Source organism: Pseudoneobacillus rhizolycopersici (assembly GCF_054786815.1).
The window spans coordinates 1-289 of sequence record NZ_JBTOOE010000077.1; the positions used below are offsets into that span (position 1 = coordinate 1).

General features: G+C 41.9%; 1 protein-coding gene. It reads left to right on the forward strand.

The annotated features are described in order from the left end of the window. Positions 1–2 precede the first annotated feature (2 nt). Positions 3–289 (forward strand): DoxX family membrane protein (locus tag ACX9YW_RS22915; RefSeq protein WP_460351018.1); only part of this gene is annotated, 287 nt, incomplete at its 3' end.

A 289-nucleotide genomic window follows, 5' to 3' on the forward strand; every position in this document is an offset into this window, starting at 1 on the left:
TGGTGAATTTTTTAAGAAATAATAAAATTGCTGCTGCGTTGTTTACGGTTTTACGGATTTATTTAGGGTATGCTTGGTTAACGGCTGGTTGGGGAAAAATTACAGGTGGAGGCTTTGATGCTACTGGATTCCTAAAAGGTGCGGTGGCTAATCCGGTTGCCGGTCCAAATGGAATTGTCTACGGTGGTTGGGTAAGTTTCCTTGAAAGCTTTGCGATCCCAAATGCGGATTTGTTTAATGTGTTAATTCCTTGGGGTGAATTCCTTGTTGGTTTAGGTCTAATCCTTGG